The 26,813-nt window shown below is 66.8% G+C and carries 23 protein-coding genes; 16 read left to right on the forward strand and 7 right to left on the reverse strand.

The window, feature by feature from the left end; translation table 11 throughout:
- Nucleotides 1-169: 169 nt before the first annotated feature.
- Nucleotides 170-604: a VOC family protein gene (locus tag ROV95_RS11870; RefSeq protein WP_134731497.1), complete on the reverse strand. Its 435-nt coding sequence runs from the start codon at nucleotides 602-604 to the stop codon at nucleotides 170-172.
- 337 nt (nucleotides 605-941) lie between these two features.
- On the opposite strand from ROV95_RS11870, the gene ROV95_RS11875 reads away from it, so the two are divergent.
- Nucleotides 942-3,737, forward strand: a complete 2,796-nt coding sequence (locus ROV95_RS11875) for a glycoside hydrolase family 3 C-terminal domain-containing protein (RefSeq protein WP_312544519.1) — start codon at nucleotides 942-944, stop codon at nucleotides 3,735-3,737.
- A 126-nt stretch (nucleotides 3,738-3,863) separates the two neighbouring features.
- A complete protein-coding gene (locus ROV95_RS11880; protein WP_312544521.1) occupies nucleotides 3,864-4,325 on the forward strand; it encodes a hypothetical protein in 462 nt (153 codons plus the stop codon).
- A 43-nt stretch (nucleotides 4,326-4,368) separates the two neighbouring features.
- Here the strand turns inward: ROV95_RS11880 and ROV95_RS11885 are convergent, their stop codons facing one another.
- Entirely contained in the window at nucleotides 4,369-5,262 is an 894-nt protein-coding gene (locus tag ROV95_RS11885; protein WP_312544522.1) for a LysR family transcriptional regulator, read from the reverse strand.
- A 105-nt stretch (nucleotides 5,263-5,367) separates the two neighbouring features.
- Between ROV95_RS11885 and ROV95_RS11890 the strand changes: the two genes are divergently transcribed.
- From ROV95_RS11890 to ROV95_RS11900, 3 genes are all read left to right on the forward strand, one after another.
- On the forward strand, nucleotides 5,368-6,726 hold the full coding sequence (locus ROV95_RS11890) for an MFS transporter (protein ID WP_312544523.1): 1,359 nt from the start codon (nucleotides 5,368-5,370) through the stop codon (nucleotides 6,724-6,726).
- Nucleotides 6,726-7,112 carry a DUF4440 domain-containing protein gene (locus ROV95_RS11895; protein ID WP_134735614.1) on the forward strand — a complete coding sequence of 129 codons (387 nt, stop codon included), beginning with the start codon at nucleotides 6,726-6,728 and terminating at the stop codon, nucleotides 7,110-7,112. The genes ROV95_RS11890 and ROV95_RS11895 overlap by 1 nt, the downstream gene beginning before the upstream one ends.
- 145 nt (nucleotides 7,113-7,257) lie before the next feature.
- Nucleotides 7,258-9,168, forward strand: coding sequence for a CocE/NonD family hydrolase (locus tag ROV95_RS11900; protein WP_312544526.1), 1,911 nt, complete (start codon nucleotides 7,258-7,260; stop codon nucleotides 9,166-9,168).
- 166 nt (nucleotides 9,169-9,334) lie between these two features.
- On the opposite strand, the gene ROV95_RS11905 is transcribed toward ROV95_RS11900, so the two are convergent.
- Complete coding sequence (locus tag ROV95_RS11905) at nucleotides 9,335-10,288, reverse strand: AraC family transcriptional regulator (protein ID WP_058981829.1); 954 nt, start codon at nucleotides 10,286-10,288, stop codon at nucleotides 9,335-9,337.
- Nucleotides 10,289-10,612: 324 nt separating this feature from the next.
- Here ROV95_RS11905 and ROV95_RS11910 point away from each other — a divergent pair, with 324 nt between their 5' ends.
- The 7 genes from ROV95_RS11910 to ROV95_RS11940 all read left to right on the forward strand — a co-directional run bounded on the left by ROV95_RS11910 (nucleotide 10,613) and on the right by ROV95_RS11940 (nucleotide 18,514).
- Nucleotides 10,613-11,371, forward strand: coding sequence for an SDR family NAD(P)-dependent oxidoreductase (locus tag ROV95_RS11910; protein WP_312544528.1), 759 nt, complete (start codon nucleotides 10,613-10,615; stop codon nucleotides 11,369-11,371).
- 126 nt (nucleotides 11,372-11,497) lie between these two features.
- Nucleotides 11,498-11,950 carry an MgtC/SapB family protein gene (locus ROV95_RS11915; RefSeq protein WP_005413774.1) on the forward strand — a complete coding sequence of 151 codons (453 nt, stop codon included), beginning with the start codon at nucleotides 11,498-11,500 and terminating at the stop codon, nucleotides 11,948-11,950.
- A 222-nt stretch (nucleotides 11,951-12,172) separates the two neighbouring features.
- Nucleotides 12,173-13,831, forward strand: coding sequence for an L-lactate permease (gene lldP, locus ROV95_RS11920; RefSeq protein ID WP_058981825.1), 1,659 nt, complete (start codon nucleotides 12,173-12,175; stop codon nucleotides 13,829-13,831).
- A gap of 53 nt (nucleotides 13,832-13,884) precedes the next feature.
- Nucleotides 13,885-14,649, forward strand: coding sequence for a transcriptional regulator LldR (gene lldR, locus ROV95_RS11925; protein ID WP_005417039.1), 765 nt, complete (start codon nucleotides 13,885-13,887; stop codon nucleotides 14,647-14,649).
- Nucleotides 14,650-14,653: 4 nt separating this feature from the next.
- Nucleotides 14,654-15,793, forward strand: a complete 1,140-nt coding sequence (lldD, locus tag ROV95_RS11930) for an FMN-dependent L-lactate dehydrogenase LldD (RefSeq protein ID WP_312544530.1) — start codon at nucleotides 14,654-14,656, stop codon at nucleotides 15,791-15,793.
- The gene (dld, locus tag ROV95_RS11935) at nucleotides 15,790-17,496 is read left to right on the forward strand and encodes a D-lactate dehydrogenase (RefSeq protein WP_312544532.1); all 1,707 of its coding nucleotides are present in this window, start codon (nucleotides 15,790-15,792) and stop codon (nucleotides 17,494-17,496) included. The genes lldD and dld overlap by 4 nt, the downstream gene beginning before the upstream one ends.
- Before the next feature lie 133 nt (nucleotides 17,497-17,629).
- The gene (locus ROV95_RS11940; protein ID WP_312544534.1) at nucleotides 17,630-18,514 is read left to right on the forward strand and encodes a hypothetical protein; all 885 of its coding nucleotides are present in this window, start codon (nucleotides 17,630-17,632) and stop codon (nucleotides 18,512-18,514) included.
- Between the two features lie 97 nt (nucleotides 18,515-18,611).
- Here ROV95_RS11940 and ROV95_RS11945 read toward each other — a convergent pair whose 3' ends face one another.
- Nucleotides 18,612-18,908 (reverse strand): hypothetical protein, encoded by a 297-nt coding sequence (locus tag ROV95_RS11945; protein ID WP_005410030.1) that lies wholly within the window; start codon nucleotides 18,906-18,908, stop codon nucleotides 18,612-18,614.
- A 171-nt stretch (nucleotides 18,909-19,079) separates the two neighbouring features.
- Between ROV95_RS11945 and ROV95_RS11950 the strand changes: the two genes are divergently transcribed.
- Complete coding sequence (locus ROV95_RS11950) at nucleotides 19,080-19,742, forward strand: decarboxylase (RefSeq protein WP_312544536.1); 663 nt, start codon at nucleotides 19,080-19,082, stop codon at nucleotides 19,740-19,742.
- 68 nt (nucleotides 19,743-19,810) lie between these two features.
- A complete protein-coding gene (locus ROV95_RS11955; RefSeq protein WP_058981810.1) occupies nucleotides 19,811-20,587 on the forward strand; it encodes a CDP-diacylglycerol diphosphatase in 777 nt (258 codons plus the stop codon).
- Here the strand turns inward: ROV95_RS11955 and ROV95_RS11960 are convergent.
- Nucleotides 20,584-21,183, reverse strand: a complete 600-nt coding sequence (locus tag ROV95_RS11960) for a GNAT family protein (protein ID WP_312544539.1) — start codon at nucleotides 21,181-21,183, stop codon at nucleotides 20,584-20,586. The genes ROV95_RS11955 and ROV95_RS11960 overlap by 4 nt on opposite strands.
- A 216-nt stretch (nucleotides 21,184-21,399) precedes the next feature.
- Between ROV95_RS11960 and ROV95_RS11965 the strand changes: the two genes are divergently transcribed.
- Nucleotides 21,400-24,126: a TonB-dependent receptor gene (locus tag ROV95_RS11965; protein ID WP_312544540.1), complete on the forward strand. Its 2,727-nt coding sequence runs from the start codon at nucleotides 21,400-21,402 to the stop codon at nucleotides 24,124-24,126.
- 80 nt (nucleotides 24,127-24,206) lie between these two features.
- On the opposite strand, the gene ROV95_RS11970 is transcribed toward ROV95_RS11965, so the two are convergent.
- Nucleotides 24,207-24,845, reverse strand: coding sequence for a hypothetical protein (locus tag ROV95_RS11970; RefSeq protein WP_312544541.1), 639 nt, complete (start codon nucleotides 24,843-24,845; stop codon nucleotides 24,207-24,209).
- A gap of 182 nt (nucleotides 24,846-25,027) precedes the next feature.
- Between ROV95_RS11970 and ROV95_RS11975 the strand changes: the two genes are divergently transcribed.
- Nucleotides 25,028-26,188, forward strand: a complete 1,161-nt coding sequence (locus tag ROV95_RS11975; RefSeq protein ID WP_164145475.1) for an amidohydrolase family protein — start codon at nucleotides 25,028-25,030, stop codon at nucleotides 26,186-26,188.
- Between the two features lie 78 nt (nucleotides 26,189-26,266).
- Here the strand turns inward: ROV95_RS11975 and ROV95_RS11980 are convergent, their stop codons facing one another.
- Entirely contained in the window at nucleotides 26,267-26,704 is a 438-nt protein-coding gene (locus ROV95_RS11980) for a DUF3806 domain-containing protein (RefSeq protein ID WP_312544544.1), read from the reverse strand.
- Nucleotides 26,705-26,813: the final 109 nt, after the last annotated feature.

Here is a 26,813-nt window from a genome sequence, read left to right on the forward strand (position 1 = left end):
GACAGCGCACACGAGCAAGCGGCGACCGAGCTTACATGGACGTACTTGCAGCGCCCCCCGCAGCCGGCCCCCCCCCGCCACCCCACGGATAGCCGCCTTTGCTTTTGAGGTTGCCGGCCAGCGGCCGGCACTACCGCGGGGGTCGGGCGCAGCCCGGCCGTGCGCACCCTCACCGGCCGTGCGGGTCGGGCCGGTGATGCACGTACTCGACCACCGTGCCATCGGGATGCACCGCATTGAACGCCGCCCCGGTCGGCACCACCTGCAGCGGGAAGATGATCTCGGCACCGGCCGCGACCAGTTTGTCGTGATAGGGCCGAACGTCATCGACCAGCAGTGTCCCCGTGGTCGAAGTGAACGGGGCCAGCGCCGCCTGGCTGCCTTCGATCAGCAGGAAGGCGCCGACCATGGCCAGGCGCAGCCCGGCTTCCGGGAACGGGAAGCCCGCATCGGCCACCACGCCCTGCAACTGCTCGTAGAAGGCCACGCTGCGCTCCAGCTCGCCCGGAGCCACGAACACCCGGATCAGCACGCGCGGTGCGCGCTGGCTGGAGGTGTCACAGCGGTCGCGCCAGAGATGGTCGAAGTCGCGATGTACGTTCATGGGCTCGATTCGTGGCCAGGGACCTGCATTATCGGCAGCCCTGCGCGGCGCGCTGATGACCGCCAGTGATGGCCTGATAACTGCGGGCCAGGTTGCCCCTGTGACTTAGGTCCTGTTGACAGGTGTGAACGCCCTCGCACAATCTTCACAGGATTGGGTCGCCCTGCGCGGCCCGGGCAGGCAGGTTGTCACGCCGGGAGGAGGGTCCCGCGCGCAGACCGGCCCGCCCTTCGGCCTGCGGGACGTTGCCCGGCAACCCCTGCGCGGCATGAACGCTGCACCCTTCGGCGGCACTTTCCCTGGACCGATTGCCTTGGCAACGGAATTACGCCTGCCGATGAAAACGTTTACAAAACCGCTTGCACTGTCTCTGGCCCTGTCTGCCGCACTGGCCGCTCCGGCCTGGGCCGACCCCGCCGCGTTCACTGTGCTGACCCTGGAACAGGCGCCCAACGCCGAGGCGATGCCGGCCTTGGCGGCGCAACTGAAGAGCCTGAAGGTGGACGCGGTGAGCGTGCGCCAGGTGCAGCGCGGCATCGGCCAGGTCGATCCGCTGCAGGTGCTGGCCGATGGCCTGGGCTACGAGTACCGCTTCATTGTCGCCGGCAAGGACGATGGCCAGACCCAGCGCGGCCAGGCTGTTCTGACCCGGCTGCCGATCGCCGCTGAATCCGGCCCCGACCAACCGGGCCTGAACTACCTGCGCCTGGACGATGGCCGCCACACTGTGGCGGTCTATACCGATGCCGGTGCAGGTGCGGCGCAGCTGCCGGCGCTGGTCACCCGTTCGCGGCTGGGTGCACCGGCGGTGCTGCTCGGCGCGGTGGCCGGTGAATCGGCAAAGGCCGCAGGCTTCGATCCGGCGCGGGTGGCGCTGGAAGCCGATGCCAGCTATTTCAGCGACGGCTTCCAGGCCGCCAGCAGCGCACCGTTCAAGATGGAGGGCAGCACCCTGCGCGCCACCCTGCTGACACTGGCCTATGCCGCCGACAAGCACGGCGAAAAGCCATGGATGGACACCGCCCTCAACGCCGATGCGCGCGCTGCGCTGCTGCTGAAGGCGATGACCGAGGATGAGAAGTTCCAGATGCTGCACAGCTACTTCGGGCTGGGCAAAGACGGTGGCCCGCTGCCGGAAGGTGCGGTCGGTTCGGCCGGCTTCGTGCCGGGCGTACCGCGGCTGGGCATCCCGTCGCAGCAGTCGGCCGATGCCGGTGTCGGCGTGACCAATCCGGGGGGCATCCGCCCGGGCGACTTCGCCACGGCGATGCCATCGGGCCCATCCACCGCCTCCAGCTGGAACCGCGAAGTCGCCTTCGCCGGCGGCGCGACCATGGGCCGCGAGGCATGGCAGCAGCGCTTCAACATCCTGCTGTCGGGCAGCGTCAACCTGCAGCGCGACCCACGCAACGGCCGCAACTTCGAATATGCCGGTGAAGATCCGCTGCTGGCCGGCTCGATGGTTGGCGCGCTGATCCAGGGCGTGCAGAGCCAGCACGTGATCTCCTCGATGAAGCACTTCGCGCTGAACGACATGGAGACCCGTCGCAACTTCCACGACGTGCGCATCGGCGAACAGGCCATGCACGAGTCGGACCTGCTGGCCTTCGAGATCGCGCTGGAAGCCGGTCGCCCGGGCGTGGCGATGTGCTCGTACAACAAGATCAACGGCACCTACGGCTGCGAGAACGGCTACCTGATGAACCAGGTGCTGAAGCAGGAATGGAAGTTCCCCGGTTTCGTGATGTCCGACTGGGGTGGCGTGCACAGTGGCTCGAAGGCGGCGCTGGCCGGCCTGGACCAGCAGTCGGCCGGTGAAGTGTTCGACGCGGCGGTGTTCTTCGACGAACCGCTGCGCTTGGCCGTGCACGGTGGCGTGGTGCCGCAGGCGCGCCTGAACGACATGGTGGCGCGCATCCTGCGCACCATGTTCCTGCATGGCAACTTCGACAACCCGCCGCAGCACCAGAAGGTGGATGCCGAGGCCGGCTTCGCCGTCGCCCAGCGCACGGTGGAAGAGGGCAGCGTGCTGCTGCGCAATGAAGGCAACCTGCTGCCGCTGGCCGACACGGTGAAGCGCATCGTCATCATTGGCGGCCATGCCGACAAGGGCGTGATCGGTGGCGGTGGTTCGTCGATGGTGGGCGTGACCGCCAAGGGCACCAATGCGGTGCCGGGCGTGCTGCCGACCACCTGGCCGGGCCCGGTGATCTTCCACCCGTCCTCGCCGCTGGAATCGCTGCGCGCAGCGCGTCCGGACGCGATCATCGAGTACGTGGACGGCACCAACGTCGCCGCCGCGGCCAAGGCGGCCGCGCAGGCGGATGTGGCCATCGTGTTCGCCACCCAGTGGGCCGCCGAATCGGTGGATCTGCCGGACATGCAGCTGCCGGACAACCAGGACGCGCTGATCTCGGCGGTGGCCAAGGCCAACCCGAAGACCGTGCTGGTGCTGGAAACCAATGGCCCGGTGCGCACGCCATGGCTGGCGCAGGTGCCGGCGATGCTGCAGGCCTGGTACCCGGGCATCCGCGGTGGCGAAGGCATTGCCGCGCTGTTGACCGGCCAGGTCAATCCGTCCGGCCGCCTGCCGGTGACCTGGGTGGTGGACGAATCGCAGCTGCCGCGCCCGCACATCGACGGCCTCGGCTTCAAGCCGGCCAAGCCGTTCGGTGATGTGTTCGATTTCGATATCGAAGGTGCCAACGTCGGTTACAAGTGGATGGCGGCCAAGGGCCTGAAGCCCACCTTCGCGTTCGGTCATGGCCTGTCCTACACCTCGTTCGCCTATGAAAACCTCAAGGTGAGTGTGGAAGGCTCGCGCCTGGTCGCCAGCGTGGACATTCGCAACACCGGCAAGCGCGCCGGTGCCGACGTGGCCCAGCTGTACCTGAAGCTGCCGGCCGGCAGCACCACGCCGATCCGCCTGATCGGCTATGACAAGGTGACCCTGCAGCCGGGCGAACAGCGCCGCATCCGCATCGAAGCCGAGCCGAAGACCCTGGCCCACTACGATGCACAGGCGCGCCAGTGGAAGATCGACGGTGGCACCTACCAGGTCCAGCTGTCGCGCAATGCGGCCGAACCGCTGCAGAGCGTGGACGTGCAGCTGGTGGAGCAGGTGCTGCGCTGATGCGGCGCGAGACTGATGGTTGAAGACACGGCCCCATAAAGGGGCCGTGTCTGTTTGCGGACTTTCGCTGCGCTCGCCGGGCCATGCCCGGCGGACGCTGGAGAAGGGGACATCCGGCAGACCGTCATGTCGCTTCTGCCACTGGAGCCGTTCTTCCACTCAGTTAATACTGACCGGCTGCCGCAGAAGAACCAGCGAATGATCACGAGCGCATGGGCATTCAAGCAGTTGTGTGAAAACGAGTCAGATGCATCATTTGCCTGGCAGCAGGCCGAGGATCAGACGTGGATCGATATCCTTGCGGCCTACCCTGAGCTGGCGCGCTGTGTCGCCGGGAACAAAACAATTCCCGAGTTCATCATCGAACAGCTGGCTACCAGCGAAGACGTCGACGTTCGTTGGCGCATCGCGTGCAAACGTCGGCTGAGTGAGGGGCTTATGTCCCGTTTGGCGCACGATGTTGATGCGACCGTTCGGCATCGTATCGCCTGCAATCCCAAAGTGACGCCTCGGATTCTAGAACTGCTTTCCGCCGACCCGGACAAGATGGTGGCGGCCTCAGCGCAGCGAAGGCTCCAGTCCGAGTGATGTCTCCCAGGGTGTGCATGCGTGGAGGTGGCGATAAATGTCCTCAGCCAAACCACCCGCGCAGGAAATCGATCAGCTGCCGCACCTTCGGCGAGGGCTGCGTGCTGTGCGGGTAGACCGCGTACACGCTCTGCTGCGGGAAGCGGTGCTGGCGCAGCACCGGGCGCAGCCGGTCCTGGGCCAGGTCGTCCTCGATCAGCCAGCGTGGCAGCACGGTGACCCCGGCGCCGGCCAGGGCGAACGCGCGCAGGCTGCTGGCACCATCCACGCGTACCACCGCGTTGCCCGGGTTGGTGGCAAACAGGGCGCCGCTGCCATCAGGCGCGATCACCGGCACGTCGGCCAGGCGCGAGTAACCGAGGCGGGGCAGGGCGCCCAGCTGCACGGGGTCGTCGGCAGCATCGGCAGAGGGCAGGCGTGCCAGTAGGGACGGAGCCGCCACGGGGCACAGTGGATGGCGTTCCAGTTCGCTGGCGTGCAGGCCCGAATCCGGCAGGCGGCCAAGACGGATTGCCAGGTCGAACCGCTCGGGAATCAGGTCGGCCGGTGCCGGTGAGGTCGACAGGTGCAGCTGCAGGGCCGGGTGCCGCGCACGAAACGCCTCCAACGCAGCAATCAAGCGTAGCTGGGCGTACTCCGGCGTGGTGGTCAGGCGCAGCACACCCTGCAGCTGGTGCTGGTCGCGGCGCGCGGCATCGATGGCTGCCTGTGCGGCATCCAGTGCCTGCACGCAGTGTTGCAGGAACTGTTCGCCGGCCTCGGTCAGGGCCAGGTGGCGGGTACTGCGCAACAGCAGGGTCACGCCCAGCTCCTGCTCCAGCCGCTTCAGGTTGAAGCTGACCACCGCGCGGCTGAGGCCGAGGCGATCAGCCGCAGCGGTCAGGCTGCCGGCCTCGACCACGGCGCGGAAGATATCGAAGCGATCGAGGCTGACCATGGCAATTCATTGTCAAAGTGGATTTGACAGTGTTGCAGTTGCTGTCGTGTTTTTCCAACAAGGCCCGCACGGCATGCTGGCCGCTTCCCTGTTGGAGCGCCGCCGATGCCGTCTCCCCGCCTGCGCCATGAGGCGATCTTCCTGCTGGTGTTCGCTCTGGATCTGGTCAACATGTTCATCGCCACGGTGGCCTATCCGGTATTGGCAGCGGAGCTGCACGCCGATATCAGCACCCTGGCCTGGGTGGGCACCGCCTACATGCTGGGCCTGAGCGTGGTGATCCCGCTGGCGCCCTGGCTGGCCGCGCGCTGTGGTGAGCGTCGCCTGCTGCTGGTGGCGTTGCTGCTGTTCGCGGTTGCCGCTGCGCTGGCCGGCGCAGCAGCGGGTATTGGCTGGCTGCTGGGCTGGCGCCTGCTGCAGGGCCTGGCCGGTGGCCTGCTGATTCCGGTGGCACAGGCGGCAGCGTACCGGCAGTGCACGCCCGACCAGCGTGGCGCGCTGACCCGCCGCATCCTGCTGGTTGCGCTGCTGGTACCAGCACTGGCGCCCGCGCTCGGTGGGCTGCTGGTGCAGTGGTTGTCCTGGCGCGGCGTGCTCTGGGCCAGCCCGCCGCTGGCCGTGGTGGCGATTGGACTGGTGCTGGCGTGGATGCCGGCCGATGGCGCGCGCAGTGCGCCGCGCCTGCAGACCTATGCGCTGTCCACCGCGATGCTGGCGCTGGGCGCGCTGCTGCTGGCGTTGACCTGGCTGGGTGAACCCGGCCATCGGGCCGCCGGTGCCGTACTGCTGTTGATCGCAATGCTGTTGGCGGCGGCCCACCTGCGGTATGCACGGCAGCAGGCGCAGCCCCTGCTGCGCTGGTCGCTGCTGTCCCATCGGGGCCTGCGCCTGGCGATGCTGGTCTATCTGGCAGTGCCCGGTGTGTTCATCGGCAGCCAGCTGGTCAGTACCCTGCAGCTGCACCAGGCCGGTTACAGCGCGGCACGCATCGGCGCGTTGATGCTGCCCTGGGCGCTGGCCTCGGCCGTGGCGATTACTGCCAGCAAACGCCTGCTGGCCCGTTTCGGCCCGGCCACGGTACTACGCGTGGGCATGCTGCTTCAGGCCAGCGGCCTGCTGTTGATGGCGCTGCTGCCACAGCCGGCCTTCGCGTTGGCCGGGCTGCTGTTCGCGCTGATGGGCGCCGGCGGCAGCCTGTGCAGCAGCACCGCGCAGACGCTGGCTTTCCACGGCGTGGAGGGTGAAGCGCTGGGCGATGCCAGTGCCCTTTGGAACCTCAACCGTCAGCTCAGTTTCTGCCTGGGTACCGCCGCCATCGCGCTGCTGCTGGCGCTGGCCATGGAGTGGCTGCCGGCCCATGCCACCGGCGTGGCGCTGGGTCTGGCCGCCGCAATGACGCTGTTGCCGATGGCGTTGCTGCGTCGGCCGCAGAGGATCACCCTTTCGCAACCGGAGAACACTTGATGGCTACGACCGCAGAACATGAAATCCACCACCTGCACGACAAACTGCAGGCCTGGTTCCGGGCCGAGGTGGCTGCGGATGCGCTGGATGATCTGATGGCGCATTTCTGCGCAGACTTCAGCATGGTCGGCATCGCAGGTCGCAGGCTGGACCGTAATGCCGTGCAGGCACTGTTCGCGGGTGGCCATGGCGCGCGGCCGGGGCTGCAGATTTCCATCGAAGCCGTGCAGGCGGTGGATGCGATATCACCGCTGGCGGTGCTGCGCTATCGCGAAGGTCATTCGATCGACGGTGGCGCACCCGCATGGCGGGAGTCGCTGGCGGTACTGAGGCAAGAACAGGGGCGCTGGTGCTGGCTGGCGCTGCATGAGGTAACGGCAGATTGATCGGTGGTGCCGGCGAGCGCAGCGGCAACGCAGGCACATGTGCCATCAGTCCTGCCCGCATCCACCGCAGAATGCAAAGCCTGCACACACTTCACGGCCCGGGGCAGGAGTAGGCTTGAGGCTTTCCTGCCGGGAGGGGTTGTCCATGCGTGTGCGTGCCGTCGCTGTAGCCATTGCCCTTTGCCTGTCCAGCACCGCGCTGGCCGCCGATACCCCGCCGATGACCCCGGACATCAGCGGCAAGCCCTTCGTTGCCCCCGATGTCGGTCGTGACTACGACAAGCACGTGGTGATGGTGCCGATGCGTGATGGCACCAAGCTGTATACGGTGATCGTGGTGCCCAAGGGCGCCCACAATGCCCCGATCCTGCTGACCCGCACGCCTTACGACGCTGCGGGCCGTGCCAACCGCAGTGATTCGCCGCGCATGCGCGATCTGCTGCCGCAGGGCGACGAGGTGTTTGTCGACAGCGGTTACATCCGCGTGTTCCAGGACATCCGCGGGAAGTACGGCTCCGAAGGCGATTACGTGATGACCCGGCCGCTGCGCGGGCCATTGAACAACACCAAAGTCGACCATTCCACCGACGCCTGGGACACCATCGACTGGCTGGTGAAGAACGTGCCGGAGAGCAATGGCAAGGTCGGCATGCTCGGTTCGTCGTACGAGGGTTTCACCGTGGTGATGGCGCTGACCGACCCGCACCCGGCACTGAAGGTGGCCGCACCGCAGAGCCCGATGGTTGATGGCTGGATGGGCGACGACTGGCTCAACTACGGTGCGTTCCGCCAGGTCAACTTCAACTATTTCGCCATGCAGACCGAGAAGCGCGGCAAGGGTACGCCGCTGCCCAGCCTCGGCTACGACGACTACAGCACCTTCCTCCGCATCGGCTCGGCAGGCGACTACGCGCGTTTCACCGGCGTGGACCAGTTGACCTGGTGGAAGAAGCTGGTCGAGCATCCGGCCTACGACGGCTTCTGGCAGGGCCAGGCGCTGGACGCGGTGATGGCAAAGACACCGCTGAAGGTGCCGACCATGTGGCTGCAGGGCCTGTGGGACCAGGAGGACATGTGGGGTGCCAACCACGCCTACCAGGCGATGGAAGGACGCGATAGCGGCAACAACCGCAATTACCTGGTGATGGGCCCGTGGCGACACAGCCAGGTGAACTACAGCGGCAGCGAACTGGGTGCGCTGAAGTTCGACGGCGATACCGCGCTGCAGTTCCGCCGCGACGTGCTCAAGCCCTTCTTCGACCAGTACCTGGTGGATGGCGCGCCGAAGGCCGATACGCCACCGGTGCTGATCTACAACACCGGCGAAAACCACTGGGACCGCCTGAAGGGTTGGCCGCGCAGCTGTGACAAGGGCTGTTCCGCCAGCAGCAAGCCGCTGTATCTGCGTGCCGGCGGCAAGCTGGCGTTCCAGGCGCCAGCGGCGGGCGAGGGCGACTTCGAGGAGTACGTGTCCGACCCGGCCAAGCCGGTGCCGTTCGTGCCGCGCCCGATCCGCTTCGGCGACCGCGACATGTGGACCACCTGGCTGGTCAAGGACCAGCGCTTCGTCGATGGGCGCCCGGACGTGTTGACCTTCATCACCGAACCGCTGACCGCGCCGCTGCGCATCGGCGGCGCGCCGGTGGTTCACCTGCAGGCTTCGACCAGTGGCACCGACAGCGACTGGGTGGTGAAGCTGATCGACGTGTATCCGGACCAGGAAGCGTCCACGCCGGAGATGGGGGGGTACCAGTTGCCGGTGTCGCTGGCGATCTTCCGTGGCCGCTACCGCGAGAGCTTCACCGATCCGAAGCCTCTGGCCGCCAACCAGGTGCTGCCGTATCGCTTCGATCTGCCCAACGCCAACCACACGTTCCAGAAGGGCCACCGGGTGATGGTGCAGGTGCAGTCCAGCCTGTTCCCGCTGTATGACCGCAACCCGCAGACTTACGTGCCGAATATTTACCTGGCCAGGCCGGGCGATTACCAGAAGGCCACGCAGCGGGTCTGGCACAGCGCGGCACAGGCGAGCTACATCGATCTGCCGGTGTATTGAAGCGGCCAGGGTGACGCCGGGCATGGCCCGGCGCTACCCAGGGATGTGCGGTGTCGGTAGCGCCGGGCCATGCCCGGCAGCACGTGGAAGTGCCGGCCGCTGGCCGGAATCCGCGATGGCGCAGGAGCGTGTCGACCAAGGTCGACACCTGCCAGGGCCCGGGCCTTCAGTCCACCTTCGATGGGCCCGTGCGCCAGCGGCTGGGCACCAGTCCGAAACGCTTGCGGAACGCCGCAGCGAAGTTGCTGGGATGGCGGTAACCACAGGCCGCAGCGGCCTGTTCAACTGTCCAGCCGTCCTCGCGCAGGCCCTGTTCGGCGTGGCGCATGCGCTGTTCGTGCAGATAGTCGAACACCGAGCTTCCATACTGCTGTGCGAAGTGGCGGCGCAGCGAACTGGGACTCATGCAGGCCAGCTGGGCCAGTTCGATCAGGCTGTGGGCATGGCTGGGGTCGTCATGCAGGTAGGCACGCACGCGCTCCAGCCGCTCGCGCTGGCCGGCGCGCAGTGTGCGTACATGCTCGGTCTGCATATCCTCGGCCTGGAGGCCGACGGCCAACACCTGCAGGGCCACGCCTTCGCGCCACAGCGCATCGATGTCGTCCTGCCAGGGACTGTCGAACAATTGGGCGAGCGTTGGCAGCAAGGCATGCGGAATGGCCCAGTGGCGGCACTGCAGAGGGGAATGAAGGACCCGTTGCAGTGCCGGCAGGCGCAGCATGTCCACGTCCAGATCGGCCGGTACGCTCAAGCTGACCCCGCGCAGGTGGCTGCCACCAGGATGCAGACCGGCCATGGAAACAGGTTCATGGTGACTTGTGGTCATGCCTGTGCCGGCGCGCAGCGTGAACCCCTTGCGACGAGGAAACTGGACATCCACTTCGCCCTGCAGCATCAGGCGGATGGTCAGGCCGGCACCGTGCACAGCGGTGGCCGTGTAGGTGAACCGGTTGTGCACGTCCGAGGCGATCAGGCCCAGGCCACCGCGCAGTGACTGCTCGTGGACGTCGCCACGCCCTGCCCATTGGTCGTCGCGCAGTTCACTCCCTTCGATCCGGTAGTCGTAGCCATGGCGTTCGCCGAAGTGGCGGTAATCAGCAAAAGTGAAATATCGGGACATCGCTCTGCGCAAACACAGGTTGAATTGGATGTGTCGAAGAAACTGGAAGTGTTTCCCATTGTCGCCGCGATTCGCGCGCTTTTGACCTCAATAAGGTCAAAACGATTGGCGATTACGGCCAAAGTGAAAATGCCGCCGAACATACGCCGGCGTTTTGCATGCATATCCGTACGTAATTCCATACATAAACTTCAGTTGAGGTCTTATGGCTGGAACGATCACCTGAAGATGCGATGTCAGCCTGGCCGTCACGGGCGCGCGCGTAGGGTGGGGCGGTTGGCTGTTGCAGGCCACTTAGATACCCCCCACCGACGGAGAACGCAGATGATTGACTACCAACTCACCGGCAAGACCGCGATCGTGACCGGCGGTGTGTCCGGCATTGGTCTGGCCGTGGCGCAGACCCTGGCGGCGTCCGGCGCGCGGATCTCGGTCTGGGACTTGAAGCAGGATGCGGTGGATGCCACCGTGGCGCAGTTGCGCGATGCCGGTGCACAGGCGATTGGCATCGCGCTGGACGTCACCGACGATGCAGCGGTGGAGGCGGCGGTGCAACGCACCATCAAGGAACTCGACGGCCTGCATGTGGCGGTCAACAACGCCGGCATCAGCGGGCCGGCGGCCAGCAGCGGCGATTATCCGATTGATGGCTGGCAGCGCGTGATCGATGTCAACCTCACCAGCGTGTTCCTGTGCCAGCGTGCGCAGATCCAGGCCATGCGCGCGGCCGGCACGGGCGGCAGCATCATCAACATGGCCTCGATCCTGGGCCAGGTGGGCTATGCCGGTTCCACTGCGTACGTGGCGGCCAAGCACGGCGTGGTCGGGCTGACCCAGACCGCAGCGTGGGAACATGCGGGCCACGGCATCCGTGTCAACGCGGTGGGTCCGGGCTTCATCGGCACGCCACTGCTGGAGAAAATGGACCCGAAGGTGCGCGCCACGCTGGAAGGGCGGCACGCGTTGAAGCGGCTGGGTACGCCGCAGGAAGTGGCCGCGTTGGTAGCCTGGCTGGCCAGCGACGATGCCTCGTTCGCGACCGGCGCGTACTATGCCATCGATGGTGGCTATCTGGCGCAGTGAGCGAATGCGGTCAGTAGATCCACGCCATGCGTGGATGAAAGCGTGCGGTGAAGAAGGCGTGCCATCGCCTTCACCGCCGTCCCACGATCGTCGCGCGACGCTCCGGGAAAATTCCGGAGCTTTCCCATGGAACTTACCCAGGATGTCTCGATCCTGCTGCGCGTTGCCGCAGCGATGCTGTTCGGCGGCGTGCTCGGCGTCGAGCGCGAGATGGGCAAGCACGCCGCTGGCCTGCGTACGCACATGCTGATTGCCGGAGCAGCAGCATTGATCGTTGGCCTCGGCGACTCGGTGGCCGAACATTTCCAGCAGGAGCGTTACCGCGACCTGTTGCAGGTCGATCCGGTACGCCTGATTGAAGCGGTGGTGGCCTGCGTCGGCTTCGTGGCCGCCGGCACCATCCTGCGCGGCTCACGCGAGGACCAGGTCAGCGGCCTGACCACGGCCAGCTCGTTGATCATGGCGGCGGCCATCGGGATTGCGGTGGGGATCAGCAAGTACGTGATCGCCATCGGCGTGAGCGTGCTGTGCGTGCTGGTGCTGGCGGTGATGCGGCGGTTGGAGAAGCGGATTTCGTAGGGAAGGTCGCGTTGCCGGCCCGCGGCCGGCACTACCATGACGTTTGCAATGGTCGGACCAATATGAAGGCTAGCCCTATGGTCTAATAGGCTCGTCGTCGGAGTGGCGGTTAAATCTGCTACAAGTGGTCTGATCGAAATCATCAATGGTAATACCAATGATCGACGGCCACGGCGACCCACCGCCTGCGGTGGGCTCCTCCGTTCCCAGTCGAGAATCTTCATGCAGCCCTGGCAACACCTGTACGACCCCGCCGGCAACCTGTGGTTGTCCAGCCTGATCGCGCTGCTGCCGATCGCGTTCTTCTTCGTTGCCCTGGCCGTGCTGCGCATGAAGGGCTGGCTGGCCGGCACGATCACCGTGGCCATCGCACTCGGCGTGGCCCTGCTGTTCTACCGCATGCCGGTGCCGCAGGCGCTGGGCGCGGCCGGCTTCGGTTTCGTCTACGGCCTGTGGCCCATCGCGTGGATCATCATCGGTGCGGTGTTCCTCTACAAAGTTTCGGTCAAGACCGGGCAGTTCGACATCATCCGCGCCTCGATCCTGTCCGTGACTGAAGACCAGCGCCTGCAGATGCTGATGGTCGGTTTCGCGTTTGGTGCCTTTCTGGAAGGCGCGGCCGGCTTCGGTGCGCCGGTGGCGATCACCGCAGCGCTGCTGGTCGGGCTGGGCTTCAAGCCGCTGTATGCCGCCGGCCTGTGCCTGATCGTCAACACTGCGCCGGTAGCGTTCGGCGCGATGGGCATTCCGATCATCGTGGCAGGGCAGGTCACCGGCCTGGATGCATTCGAGATCGGCCAGATGGCCGGCCGCCAGCTGCCGTTCCTGACCATCATCGTGCTGTTCTGGATCATGGCGATCATGGATGGCTGGCGCGGCATCAGGGAAACGTGGCCGGCGGTGCTGGTTGCGGGTGGCTCGTTCGCCATCGCGCAGTACCTGACCTCCAACTTCATCGGCCCGGAACTGCCGGACATCACCGCGTCGCTGGCGTCGCTGGTGTGCCTGACCCTGTTCCTGCGCCGCTGGAAGCCGGTACGGATCTTCCGTTTCGACACCGAAACCAGCGCCGAGGCGGCCGCACAGGCACTGGAGGCACCGCGCCACAGCGTCGGCCAGATCGCCAGGGCGTGGTCGCCGTTCCTGATCCTCACCGCGATGGTCACGCTGTGGAGCATCAAGCCGTTCAAGTCGCTGTTCGCGGCGGATGGCCCGCTGGAAAGCTGGGTGCTCAAGATCCCGGTGCCGGGCCTGGACCAGATGGTGCAGAAGATGCCGCCGATCGTGGATGCACCGTTGAGCTACGAAGCCGTCTACAAGTTCGACTGGTTCTCGGCCACCGGTACCTCGATCATCCTCGCTGCGGTGATCGCGATCATCGCGCTGCGCATGCCGGCCCGTTCGGCGCTGCGCACCTTCGGCGAAACCGTGCGTGAGCTGCGCATGCCGATCTACTCGATCGGCATGGTGCTCGCCTTCGCCTTCATCGCCAACTATTCGGGCCTGTCGGCGACGCTGGCGCTGGCACTGGCGCACACCGGCGACGCGTTCCCATTCTTCTCACCGTTTCTGGGCTGGCTGGGCGTGTTCCTGACCGGCTCGGACACCTCGTCCAATGCCTTGTTCTCGGCACTGCAGGCCACCACCGCACAGCAGATCGGCGTGTCCGACGTGCTGCTGGTAGCGGCCAACACCACCGGTGGTGTCACCGGCAAGATGATCTCGCCGCAGTCGATCGCCATTGCCTGCGCGGCAGTCGGCCTGGCCGGCAAGGAATCGGATCTGTTCCGCTTCACGGTCAAGCACAGCCTGATCTTCACCACCATGGTCGGCCTGATCACCCTGGCCCAGGCTTACTGGCTGACCTGGATGATTCCCTGAGCCATGCGCGGCTGGCCGACCACCCGCTGCGCGCTTCGGGCCACAATGGCGCCATGAGCACGCAACGTATTTCGGACAAGGTGGCTGCGCAGCTGCGCGGCCTGGTGCAGGAACAACAGCTGCGGCCGGGCGACCGGCTGCCGGCCGAGCGCACCCTGGCGGTGCAGCTGGGGGTCTCGCGCACCGCGCTGCGCGAGGCCATCGCGCAGCTTGCCAGCCAGGGTCTGTTGACCGCACGGGTCGGTGGCGGCACCTACGTGGCCGAGCCTGCGGCACGCGCGCGGCAGGCGCTGGATGAACCGCTGGCGCCGTACCTGCCGCTGTTCCAGGGCGACCCGGAATACCGCTTCGACGTGCTGGAGATCCGCCACGCGCTGGAAGGTGCCACCGCCTGGCATGCGGCGCTGCGTGCCACCGACGAGGACCGCGCGCGCATCGCACAGGCTTTCCAGACCATGATGGACGCGCACGGCAAGGACGACCCCACCGGCGAGGCGGAGGCCGACGCGGCCTTCCACCTGTCCATCGCCGAGGCCTCGCACAACCTGGTGCTGCTGCAGGTGATGCGCGGGCTGTTCGAACTGCTGCAGACCAACATCTCGCAGAGCCGCGAAAAGCTCTACACCTCGGCGAGGACCTTCTCGCCTTTGTCCGACCAGCACCGCGAGATGATGGACGCGGTGCTGGCGGGCGACCCCGAACGCGCGCGCGCCGCCGCGCATGCCCACCTCGAATTCGTGCACACCACGCTGCGCACCCTCGATGACAACGAAGCCCGGCGTGCGCGGGCCTCGCGCCTGCCTTCCCCACACGGTTGACCCCATGATCATCTCCGCCTCCACCGATTACCGTGCCGCAGCGCAACGCCGGCTGCCGCCGTTCCTGTTCCACTACATCGATGGCGGCGCGTATGCCGAGCACACGCTGAAGCGCAACGTTTCCGACCTGTCCGACATCGCGCTGCGCCAGCGCATCCTGCGCAACATGTCCGACCTGAGCCTGGAAACCGAGCTGTTCGGCGAAGAGCTGGCAATGCCGGTGGCGCTGGCGCCGGTCGGCCTGACCGGCATGTATGCCCGGCGCGGTGAGGTACAGGCGGCGCGCGCGGCCGACAGCCGCGGCATCCCGTTCACCCTGTCCACCGTATCGGTGTGCCCGATCGAGGAAGTGGCACCGGCCATCCAGCGGCCGATGTGGTTCCAGCTGTATGTGCTGCGCGACCGTGGCTTCATGCGCAACGCGCTGGAGCGGGCGCAGGCCGCGGGCGTGACCACGCTGGTGTTCACCGTGGACATGCCGGTGCCGGGCGCGCGCTACCGCGATGCGCACTCCGGCATGAGCGGCCCGAACGCCTCGCTGCGCCGTATCGGCCAGGCCATCACCCATCCGCACTGGGCGTGGGACGTGGGCCTGTTCGGCCGCCCGCATGATCTGGGCAACATCTCCACCTACCGTGGCAACCCGACCGGGCTGGAGGACTACATCGGCTGGCTGGGCAGCAACTTCGATCCGTCCATTTCATGGAAGGACCTGGAATGGATCCGCGAGTTCTGGAAGGGGCCGATGGTGATCAAGGGCATCCTCGACCCGGACGACGCGCGTGATGCGGTCAAGTTCGGTGCCGATGGCATCGTGGTCTCCAACCACGGTGGCCGCCAGCTGGACGGCGTGCTGTCCACCGCACGCGCACTGCCGGCCATCGCCGACGCGGTGCAGGGCGACCTGAAGATTCTCGCCGATTCGGGCATCCGTACCGGCCTGGACGTGGTGCGCATGCTGGCGCTGGGTGCCGATACCGTGCTGCTGGGTCGCGCCTTCGTCTATGCGCTGGCTGCGCAGGGCGAAGCCGGGGTGGCCAACCTGCTGGACCTGATCGCCAAGGAAATGCGCGTGGCGATGACGCTGACCGGCGCGCGCCGCATCGCCGACATCGGCCGCGATTCCCTGGCCAGCCTGCCATGAGTGACCACGATGCGGTGCTGGCGCAGTTGCGCGATACGGTCGGCGGTCGCCATGTACTGACCGGTGACAAGGCCACGCGCCGCTTCCGTCGCGGCTACCGCTTCGGCGATGGCCCGGTACTGGCGGTGGTGCGTCCGGGTACCTTGCTGGAACTGTGGCACGTGCTGCAGGCAGCGGTGCAGGGCGGCGCGGCGATCATCCTGCAGGCGGCCAACACCGGCCTGACCGGCGGCTCGACCCCGGACGGCGATGACTATGGCCGGCCGATCGTGCTGGTCAGCACGCTGCGCCTGACCGGCATCCAGTTGTTGAACGAAGGCCGCCAGGTGCTGTGCCTGCCGGGTGCCACGCTGGACCGCCTGGAGCAGACGCTGGCCCCGCTGGGTCGCGAACCGCATTCGGTGATCGGCTCGTCCTGCATCGGTGCCTCGGTGCTGGGCGGCATCTGCAACAACTCCGGCGGTGCGCTGGTGCGCCGTGGCCCGGCCTATACCGAGCTGGCACTTTACGCGCAGGTCGACGCGGAGGGCCGGTTGCAGTTGGTCAATCATCTGGACATCGCGCTGGGTGACACGCCCGAGCAGATCCTGCAGCGCCTGCAGGCCGGTGACTACACGGCCGCCGACGTGGGCGATGGCGGCGGCCGTGCGGCTTCCGACCCACGCTATGCCGAGGAAGTGCGCAAGGTCGACGCCGATACCCCGGCACGCTTCAATGCCGACCCCAGCCGCCACTTCGAGGCAGCGGGATCTGCCGGCAAGCTGGCAGTGTTCGCGGTGCGCCTGGACACCTTCGAAAAAGAGGCTGCAGAGGTCTTCTATATAGGCAGCAACCGCACCGACAGCCTCACCGCGATCCGTCGCCAGCTGCTGACCGGCTTCGAGCGCCTGCCGATTGCCGGCGAGTACATCCACCGCGATGCCTATGACATCGGCGAGCGCTACGGCAAGGACAGCTTCCTGCTGATCGACCGCCTTGGCACTTCCCGCGTGCCCGCCGCGTTCGCGTTGAAGAGCCGTGTCGATGGCTGGTTCGAGCGGTTGGGCCTGCGCGGCGTGACCGACCGTGTGATGCAGGTGCTGACGGGCCTGCTGCCCTCGCACCTGCCCAAGCGCATGGGCGAGTTCCGCCAGCGCTACGAGCATCACCTGTTGCTGAAGGTCTCTGCCCAGGACGCTGCGGAAACCGAGGCCTGGCTGCGCAGCTTCTTCGCCGGCCACGAAGGCGGCTATTTCCACTGCACGGCGGAGGAGGGACGCAAGGCGTTCCTGCATCGCTTTGCCGTGGCCGGTGCCGCGGTGCGCTACCGTGAAGTGCATCGTGACCAGGTGCAGGACATCGTCGCGCTGGACATCGCGCTGCGACGTGACGATGCCGACTGGTTCGAGCAGCTACCGGCGGATATCGACGCGCGCCTGCTGCACAAGCTGTACTACGGCCACTTCCTGTGCCACGTGTTCCACCAGGACTACATCGCGCGCAAAGGTGAAGACCCGATGGCGATCGAGCATGCGATGTGGGCGCTGCTGGACCAGCGTGGCGCCGAGTATCCGGCCGAGCACAATGTCGGCCACCTGTATCCGGCCAAGCCGGCGCTGGCCGGGTTCTACAAGCAGCTGGACCCGAGCAATACGTTCAATCCCGGCATCGGCCAGACCTCGAAGGCCAAGGGGTGGGGTGGCTGCGACTGTAGTGGGCATTGACGGATACAAACTGGCTTTGCTGTAGAGCCGAGCCTATGCTCGGCTGCTCTTTCCGACAGACAGCAGTCGAGCATGGCTCGACTCTACAACGGCAGCGGTTACCATCTGGATCCCACGAGCAGGAATCTCCTCAATGCCCATCATCGTTGCCCGCACGACCATGGGCGTCGCATTGCTGGCGACCCCGCTGCTGGCACTGGCCCAGAGCGCGATCCTGCCGCAGCAGCGCGATGCCGCCGGCAACGTGATGGAGCCGCTGGGACAGGTGCTGATCGCGAGTGAGACTGGACCGTCGGGGCTTTATGACTGCACGCGTGACGGCAACTGGTGCATGCGCGTGCAACCGGTTGCCGAGGAGGGTGACCGGCCGAGCGTGCTGGAAGTGCTTGAGAAGGTGCAGGGCCGGGGCAAGCCGCACACCTACCACGTCAGCATCGACGTGCCGCAGGAAAGCGAGCTGTCGCTGTGGCCATGGATCGTGCGGCTGGCCCCTGGCGTGGGCAGCGATGAACCGGTGACCGACCCGCAGCAGCGCGCCCGCCAGAATGTGCTGGTGGGTGGCATCGTCACGTTCAGCACCATGTACTCCGGTGGAGGTGCCGACGCGTCCACGCTGCAGCTGGCACGCGTGCGCCACCTGCAGAACGACATCCAGGTGGACGACGACGTGCTGACCGTGCCATGGCTGGGCAATGCGATGATCCGCGCCTGTTTCAGCGAGCAGGACATCAGGCAGCGCGCTGGTGCCTGCCACGACGAATACGGCTTCTCGGCGAAGCTGGCGCTGGACACGGCTGCCGAGGGTATGCCGGTGCTGCGCTACCAGACCGTGGCGACCCGGTTCCCGGCCGGTGTTTCGCGCTTCGAGGATTCGCTGGCCAAGGGGCCGCTGAAGAAGCAGGATCTGCGCACCGAACAGGACCCTGTGTGCACCTACACGCGGCTGTTCCGCTTCGGGGCGGGGATGTTCCACCCGGACCAGGCGCTGCCGGACTGTGCCGGCTATACCGAACCCTGAAATGTAGAGTCGAGCCATGCTCGACTCGGGTTCTCGCGTGGCCGGACCAGAGAGCAGCCGAGCGTGGGCTCGGCTCTACAGAAGCCTGTGGCGGCGCTTACTCGCAGCGCGTGGACGTGATGACGTTGTCCTTGTCCACGAACACGCGCAGGCGGTCCTGGCGGATGTCCTTGGTGGTGATGGTGCTGGGGCCGATCGGGTTGACCAGGCCGGCACCACTCTCGCGGGACAGGCGGCGGATGTTGGGCTCATTGGCCGGCTGGCCGATCGCCCAGCCCAGCTGGCTGGCGTCGCAGCGGCCGCTGCCTTTGACTTCCGGGCCAGGGGTGCTGACGCAGGCCGACAGCAGCAGGGCAGAGGCTGGCAGCAACAGGGACAGACGGAATGCGGACATGCGAGCGCTCCTGCGCAGGGGAAGATGACGGGAACGATAGCACCGGGCGTGCGAAAGGCGTCAGCAATCCGGTCATTGCCGGCACAGCGTGGTCATTGCATAGTGGGAGCAATGGCTGGCAGTACGCCAGCAGGCAGGCCGGGCCCTTCCGGCGCAGGTGTTGGGTACGGTATGACGTCAGGCAGTTTCCGCGGCAAGAACAAGACGATGACGGCGCTGGCGCTGGCGCTGTCGTTGCTGGCCGTGGCGTCTTCCGCCTCCGCTGCCGATCCGGAACCTGCGGCGGTCGAAACCCCGGTGTTCGGCGCCTGGCGCAACCTGCAGACCGAAGCGGGCTACGAGCCTGCGCAGCGTAATCTGGCCTTTGCCATGCTGCCGCAGGCGGCGACCCGTGGCGACCGTTTCGCTATCCTCGACCGTGAAGGCAAGCGGACGGTGTGCTGCCTGCAGGTGGCCAGCCCCTCGCTGGGGGTGGCCGCGCTGCGTGAGCAGTACCACCTGCCGCAGGCCTGGGTGACCGACCTGAGCAATGGCCGCAGCCCGGTACGTCCCTATGTGCCGCACGTCTATGCGATGCAACGGGTGGACGAACTGGCCGACTACAGCTTCGCCGACGTGCCGGGCGCCTACAGCGACCTGGGCGGGCTGCTTATTCCCGAAGGTGCCGCGCTGGAGGCCGACGGCAGCGCCGTCCGCCTGGGAGACATTCGCTATCCGCTGCATTTCCAACGCCAGCCGCATGCTGATGACGATGGTGCGCTGGACCGCTACAGCCTGCAGGCGGGCGAGGGCGGGGCACCGATCGTCGTTGAAGTGCCGTTCGGCACCTACTGATTGCAGCAGCGCACTGGCTAGAATGCAGCGCGGCGCTGTGTGCCGTGCCTGTTCCGTGAGTTGTTTCCGTGTCCCTGCGCCCCTTCCTGCTGCCGTCCCTTCTGCTCTTGTCTGCCTGTGCAAGCGCGCCGCCGCCACCGGCTCATGCCGATGCGCTGTGGCGGTTGATCGAGCGTGACTGCCGTGGCGCTGGAGGGCCGCGGGGTGACTGCCTGCGGGTGGAGCCGGCCGCAGACCGCCGCGATGTGCTGGTCAAGGACGCGCACGGCGACTACCAGTTCCTGCTGATGCCGCTGGACAAGGTCAGCGGTATCGAGAGCCGCAGCCTGTACCAGCGCGGTGCACCGAACTACTTCGCTGCGGCCTGGCAGGCGCGCAGCCACACCGAGCAGGCCTTGCGGCAACCGCTGCCGCGCAACGTCGCGAGCCTGGCGTTGAACTCGCCGCACGGCCGTTCGCAGCACCAGCTGCACATCCACGTGGATTGCCTGCGTGCCGACGTGCTGCAGGCGTTGGACGCGCATGCCGCTGCCCTGGGCAGCCGCTGGGCACCGCTGCCGGTGCCGCTGCGTGGTCATCAGTACCAGGCCCGCCTGTTGCCGGGCGCGGAACTGACCGCCAATCCGCTCAATCTGCTGGCCTATGACCTCGCCGGCGTGGGCGACGTGGGCCAGTGGAGCCTGGTGGTGGCCGGCCGGGAACCCGTGCAGGGTGGCCCCGGCTTCATCCTGCTGGCCACCCGTGTGGACCCCGGCACCGGTAACGAGGCCAGCGCTGAAGAGCTGCAGGACCACGCCTGCGCAGTGCTGACCGGCGCAGGTGCATCGCTGGAGCGGGTCCGCTAACTCTCGGGGTGCTGGCGGCTGCGCCAGACCGGCGCGGTCAGCGCCAGCAGCTGGCGATCCTGCCAACCGTCCAGATCCAGGTGATGGTCGCGCAGCAGCCCTTCCTGTTCGAAGCCGAAGGCGTGCAGTGCAGTGGCGAACGGGCTGCTGCAGTCCGGTGGCAGCATCACGAACAGGCGGTGCACGCCCACATCCTCGAAAAGGAACGGGCACAGCGCCCGCAGCGCTGCATCCGCGTGCGGGTGCCAATGCTGCAGCGACAGCAGCTCGGCGCAGCGCGTCTGCAAGCACTGCAGGCGGACATGCAACTGGTCCAGTACTGTGCCGTGCTCGTCATCGAATACTCCCAGCATCAGCTGATCGTTGTCCTGCTCCAGCCGCGAACGGTGCATGTGGGCCAGGAAGCGGGCTTCCTCATCGATACCCGCCGGATGGCGTCGGCCGCGCCGGCGGCGATCATCGAACAGGCGCCAGCGCGGCAGGTCGGTACGCTGGAACGGGCGCAGGGTGACCGGTGCGGCCTGCAGCTGCAGCAGGTGACGGCGCAGCACCGGCCGCAACGGGGGGAGAAGCGGGGTGGAATACGGGATCATCATCCCCGGCACGATGGCCGTGCCCGCCCCCCTGCACCATTCAAAACATTGCAAAAATGCGGTGAGCGGCGCCGGGGGACTGATTCGGTTCAGGCATAAGGCCATCAGGCCTGGTCATTTCCGTTGAAACCACCCATTCAGGACACTTTCGTTACGGGATCGTTATGTGCCCCACAGGCCGCTCCCGCTACTACCCGCCCAACTCCCCCCAGGAAGCCCATGTCCGCCTCCCCCAAGGCGCTGCGCCCGCGTCCGCTGGTGCTCGCACTGTCGTCCCTGATGCTGGTTTCGCTGCCGGCCTTCGCGCAGGAAAGCGCGCCCACCACATTGCAGGAAGTGAAGGTCACCGGCTCGCGCATTCCGCGCGCCAGTGTCGAGGGGCCCTCGCCGGTGACGGTGATCAGCCGCGAGCAGATCGACGCGCAGGGCTACCGCAACGCCTTCGATGCGCTGAGCGCGCTGACCGAGAACACCGGCAACGTGCAGGGCGAGGACTTCGGCAATACCTTCACCCCGGCCGCCAACACCATCAACCTGCGCGGGCTGGGCCCGAACCGCACGCTGGTGCTGGTCAACGGCCGCCGCCAGGCCGACTATCCGCTGGCCTACGAGGGCTCGGTGAACGTGGTCAACCTGGCCAACATCCCCAGTGCGCTGATCGAGCGCATCGAGGTGCTGGCGGCCGGTGCGTCGGCGGTGTACGGCTCCGATGCCATCGCCGGTGTGGTCAACATCATCCTCAAGGACCGCTTTGAGGGCGTGGACGTGAACGTGCGGGCCGGCGGCACCCAGCAGGGCGGGGGTGACAACCAGCGCGCGCAGGTTGTGGGTGGCAGTTCCGGCGAGCGCTGGGATGCCCTGTTCGGCTTCGAGTTCGACGTGCGCAAGGCGATCCATGCGCGCCAGCGCGATTTCATGGACTCGCTGGATGATGACCCCGCCGGCAAGGCGCCGCAGGCGACCGCGATCGCGTATCGCCGCAACTCCGCTACCGGTCGCAACATCGATCCGGGCGCCAATGGCTGCGACGCGGCGTCGGACATCTATGGCGGCAGCGTGTTCCGTGCCTTCAACCCGCGCCAGGGCTGGTACTGCGGCAGCAACGAGGCCGCCGCCAGCTACTGGACGGTGCAGACCGAGAAGCGCAACCTCAACGGCTACGGCCTGCTGACCTTCCACGTCAACGAGACCACCGACCTGTTCGCCGATCTGGCCGTGGGCAGTGCACGCATCACCAACAACACCCGTGCGCCCACCTGGACCTCGGCGCGCAACTACTTCTACAACCAGACTACCGGCAACCTGGAAAGCTGGTACCGCCGCTTTGCGCCCGAGGAAATCGGTGGCCTGCCGCGCAACGCCAACCGCTTCCTGGAAAACTCGTGGTCATTCAACGTCGGTGCGCGCGGCCAGATCGGCGACAGTGGCTGGGACTATGAGGCGGTGTACAGCCGCTCGCGTTACGAGAACCGCACCCGCCGCCCGGTGCTGCTGGCCGGTATCAACGAATACCTGCTTGGCCCGAAGCTGGGCGTGCGCAATGGCGTAGAGGTCTATGCGCCGGATCCGGCGCGCCTGTTCCAGCCGCTGAGCCCGAACGAGTACCAGAGCCTGTCCGGCTACCAGGAGAGCCGCAACGCGGCGTGGCTGCAGACCTTCAGCGCCAGCGTCAACGGCCGGCTGTTCGCACTGCCCGGTGGCGACGCTGCGCTGGCCGCGGTGGTCGAGGCTGGCAGCCAGGGCTATCGCAATCGACCGGACCCGCGACTGGGCACCGGTGAATTCTGGAACACCAGCGCCGGTATTGGTGCCGGTGGCGAGCGCGACCGCTATGCTGCCGGCGTGGAGCTGCAGCTGCCGTTGCTGCAGTCGCTCACCACCACCCTGGCCGGGCGCTATGACCAGTACCGTGCCGGTGGTGAGCACATCGGCAAGGCGACCTGGAGCTTCGGCGTCGAGTTCCGCCCGATCGAGAGCCTGCTGATCCGTGGTACCGCTGCCACCAGCTTCCGGGCGCCGGACATGAACTACGTGTTCGCGACCGAGACGCGTGGTTACAACCCGGGCATGACCGATTACTGGCGCTGCCGTACCGCAGGCCAGTCGTATGACAATTGCGATTACAACGGCCTGTCGATCGACTACAGCAACCGCGCCAACGCACAGCTGCAGCCGGAAACCGCCAAATCCTATGGTTTCGGCGTGGTCTGGTCGCCGCTGTCCGGGCTGGATTTCAGTGCTGACTACTACGACATCCGTATCGACAATGAGGTCACCAGCCTCGACACCAGCCGTATTCTTCGTGATGAAGCCGATTGCCGCCTGGGCCGCACGTTGGGTGGCGAAGCACGCGATATCGGTTCACCGCTGTGCCAGGACGCGCTGTCGCGGGTGATCCGCAACCCGTCCAATGCCACGGTGCAGCCGGACCAGGTAACCCGCGTGCTGATCAACCCGATCAACGCGGCCTCCGAATCGGTGCGCGGCCTGGACCTGAAGGGCAACTGGCGTTTCGATGCCGGCCACTATGGCCGGTTCACCACGCGCCTGGCCTACACCGTGGTGCTGGAGCACAAGTACCGGCAGTTCTCCGATGATCCGGAGCGTGACATCCGCAATTCGCTGGATGACTACCAGTGGCGCAGCAAGGCCAACGGCAGCATCACCTGGAACCAGGGTGACTGGACCACTACGCTGTACGGCAACCGCTTCGGCTCCCTGCCGAAGACCGATGGCAGTGGCCGCATCGCGCCGTACATGACGTACAACGCCAGCGTGTTCCGCCAGTTCGGCGAGAACCTGTCGGTGGGCGTGATCGTCAACAACCTGCGCGACAGCCGCCCGCCGGCGGACAGGAACGGTGGCGGCTGGCCGTTCTACCCGGTCGGCAACTACGACCCGTATGGCCGCCAGTACTGGGTGCAGCTGGACTACCGGTTCCGCTGATGGGGCGGGCAGACAGAAGGCCCGGCAATGCCGGGCCTTCTGCTGTGTCCCTATCCGCTGTGATGGCGCGCGCCGGCGGCCTAGGGCAGTGCCTGCTGCAGGTACGACTCGATGACGTAGCTGAAAGGCTGCTGCTGGCGGTCGCGCAACAGGGCACGCACCTCCAGGATCACGCCGCGGTCGCCTTCGCCCCGCGGCGGCCAGAACGTCTGGTCGGCCAAGGTCTGGCGCTGGAAACCGAGCGGGCCGACCACGCGACCGAAGGGTTCGTCGGTGCTGTCCAGCACCTGGTTCATGGCCGGGCTGAGATGGCCGGGCAGGTACCAGTTGTCGGCCTCGGACAGCACGCGGCTGCCGCAGACCAGCTGCACCCGGCGATAGCGCAGGTCGGCACCCGGCTTCACACCCAGCGCCTGCAGCACATCGGCCGGGGCAGGCTTGTCCTGGCCGTGCACACGCACCGCGCGCACTCGCGCCAGTTCGGCCAGGCCGTGCTCGGCGCACCAGTATTCCAGCGTGGCAGTGGCGCTCTGCCCGGACAGCACGCGCTGGTGCAGGCGCTCGACCAATGCAGCCGGGGCAATGCGCTGCTGGCCCGGCGGCGACTGCGGCGCAGCGGTCGCCGCATCAGTGGCGGACAGGCTGGCGATCGGGGCGGCGGCAAGCAGGGACGCGGCCTGCCAGCGGCGGAGACGATCGTGGCGGTCGGACGGGCCCATGCGGCATCACAGCGGAAACAGGCGCCCATGTTACCCGTTCAGGGGTGTGCACGGCGTGGCTGCGACCGGTTGTCGCAGGGCAGTCATCGTTCTGGTGAATGCGTGCCATCCAGATATTTCGTTGGCCGATGGCTGTGGCGAGGCGCACGATGGCGCCATTCTTGGCATCCCGGGAGTTCCCGATGACCCTCCAGTTCGTCCATGGCGGTGTCGACCGCGACGGTGCGCCACTGCATTTCCATATCCGCGATGGCCGCATCAGCGGGCTCAATGGCGAGACCGCGCCGGATGACGGAGCGGAATGCGTCGACCTGCAGGGCTTCGCGGTGCTGCCCGGGCTGGTCGACGGCCACATTCACCTCGACAAGAGCTTTGTCGGCGACCGTTGGCACCCGCACCAGCCGGTGAACAGCCTGCGTGAGCGGCTGGCGGTGGAGAAGGCGGCGGTGGCGGATGCGGCACCGATGGTGGACCGTGCCGAGGCGCTGATCCGCCAATGCAGTGCTTTCGGTACCGTGGCGATGCGCTGCCATGTCGATATCGACGCCAGCACCGGTCTCGGCCATCTCGAAGCAGTGCGCGAGGCGGCGCTGCGCTGCGCCGACATCATGCGGATCCAGCTGGTGGCGTTTCCGCAGGCCGGGGTGATCTCCTGTCCCGGCACCGCCGCCGTACTGGAGCAGGCGCTTGCTGCGGGCGTGGAGGTGCTCGGCGGCATCGACCCGACCACGCTCGATGGTGATGCCGAAGGCCAATTGGCGCTGCTGTTCGGCCTGGCCGAGCGCTACGGCGTGCAGCTGGACATCCATCTGCACGAGCCCGGCGAAACCGGCTTGGCGCAGCTGCTGCGCATTGCAGCGCGGACGCGGGCCGCCGGCCTGCAGGGGCGGGTTGCGGTAAGCCATGCCTATTCGCTGGGCGACGTGCCGCTGGCGCGCGCGCTGCAGGTGGGCGAAGCACTGGCCACGGCGGGTGTGGCGATCATGAGCAATGCGCCGGGCGATCATCCGTTCCCGCCGCTGCGCGCGCTGCATGATGCCGGTGTGCGCGTGTTCGCAGGCAACGACAACATCCGCGACTGCTGGTGGCCTTACGGCAACGGCGACCTGCTGCAGCGGGCGATGTTGCTGGGCTACCGTTCCGGCTTCTACACCGATGCCGACCTGATGCTGGCGCTGGACATGGTCACCACCCATGCCGCGCAGGTGATCGGCCTGCCGCAGCATGGTATTGCCGAAGGCCGGCCGGCGACCTTCGTGGCCGTGCGTGCCGACCACGGCCCGGCCGCCGTGGCCGGGGTGCCGGTGGAGCGCAGGGTGGTGGTCGACGGCCGCTGGCTGTAGATCCGCGTCATGGCGTGGACGGCACCATCGCGCGGTCTCATTCATCCACGCATGGCGTGGATCTACCCCGATATGCCGTCAGGCGTAATCGTCAGCGCGGGTAGCGACGAACTCTTCCAGCCACGCAAGCAGGTGGGCGATGTCGATGATCTCGCCCTGCTCCACGCGCTTGAGCAGCAGGGTGCTGGCGCCGATCTGCAGGCTGCTGTCGGCATAGCGCAGCACCGCGTCGATGCCCCAGACATCGGTCACCTGCATCCAGGCCAGGCCCGGCACACGCTGGGCCAGAGTGTCACCGAATGCCACGCCCAGTGCTTCCCAGCCATCGCAGTCGGCGCGGTCGATCAGCTCGGCATCGACCACGCGCTGCAATGTGCTGGGGGCCAGCGGCCATTGCACCGGCAACGTCGGGAAGCTGGCGGCCACGCGCGCGGCGATCAGCGAGCGCTGGTGCTGCAGATGCGTCTGCAGTGCAGCAGGCAGGGGATCGAAACGGGTGGGAATTTCGTCGGACATGGCAAGGCGCCGTGGAGCACGGAAACAAGAGGCACTCTACGAGGCGATTGTTGCCCGTCGTACGGGCGGAGTGACCATGTTTCGATGCGTGATGCGCGAAAGGCATCCA

Source organism: Stenotrophomonas maltophilia group sp. msm1 (assembly GCF_032025805.1).
In the GTDB taxonomy this organism is placed as follows: Bacteria; Pseudomonadota; Gammaproteobacteria; order Xanthomonadales; family Xanthomonadaceae; genus Stenotrophomonas; species Stenotrophomonas hibiscicola.